At 53.8% G+C, this 364-nt stretch carries 1 tRNA gene; it reads left to right on the forward strand.

Annotated elements, in window-relative coordinates:
- The first annotated feature begins 288 nt into the window (after nt 1–288).
- A tRNA-Ala gene (locus tag FZZ93_RS18215) sits at nt 289–364 on the forward strand.

The following is a 364-nucleotide window of genomic DNA, read 5'->3' on the forward strand; positions in this document are numbered from 1 at the left end:
GTCTGTAGCTCAGTTGGTTAGAGCGCACCCCTGATAAGGGTGAGGTCGGCAGTTCAAGTCTGCCCAGACCCACCAAATTTGTGTAATTCAGCGTTGCTTTCCACCTCGTGTAGCAGGCTACACGTCGGCGAAAAGCGCCTTGTCTTACTCAAATTGCCTTGATCTTATTGCAATGATTTTTCTATCAGGCAAGGCGAGCGATAAATGAGCGAGGGAGTTGGCATGAGGCCAATGACCGAGTGAAGGAAGAGCTCAACACCGCCTGAGAGAAAAAGCAGCAGCAAGAAGGGGGCCTTAGCTCAGCTGGGAGAGCGCCTGCCTTGCACGCAGGAGGTCACCGGTTCGATCCCGGTAGGCTCCACCA

The organism is Halomonas eurihalina (assembly GCF_008274785.1).
Taxonomy (GTDB): domain Bacteria; phylum Pseudomonadota; class Gammaproteobacteria; order Pseudomonadales; family Halomonadaceae; genus Halomonas; species Halomonas eurihalina.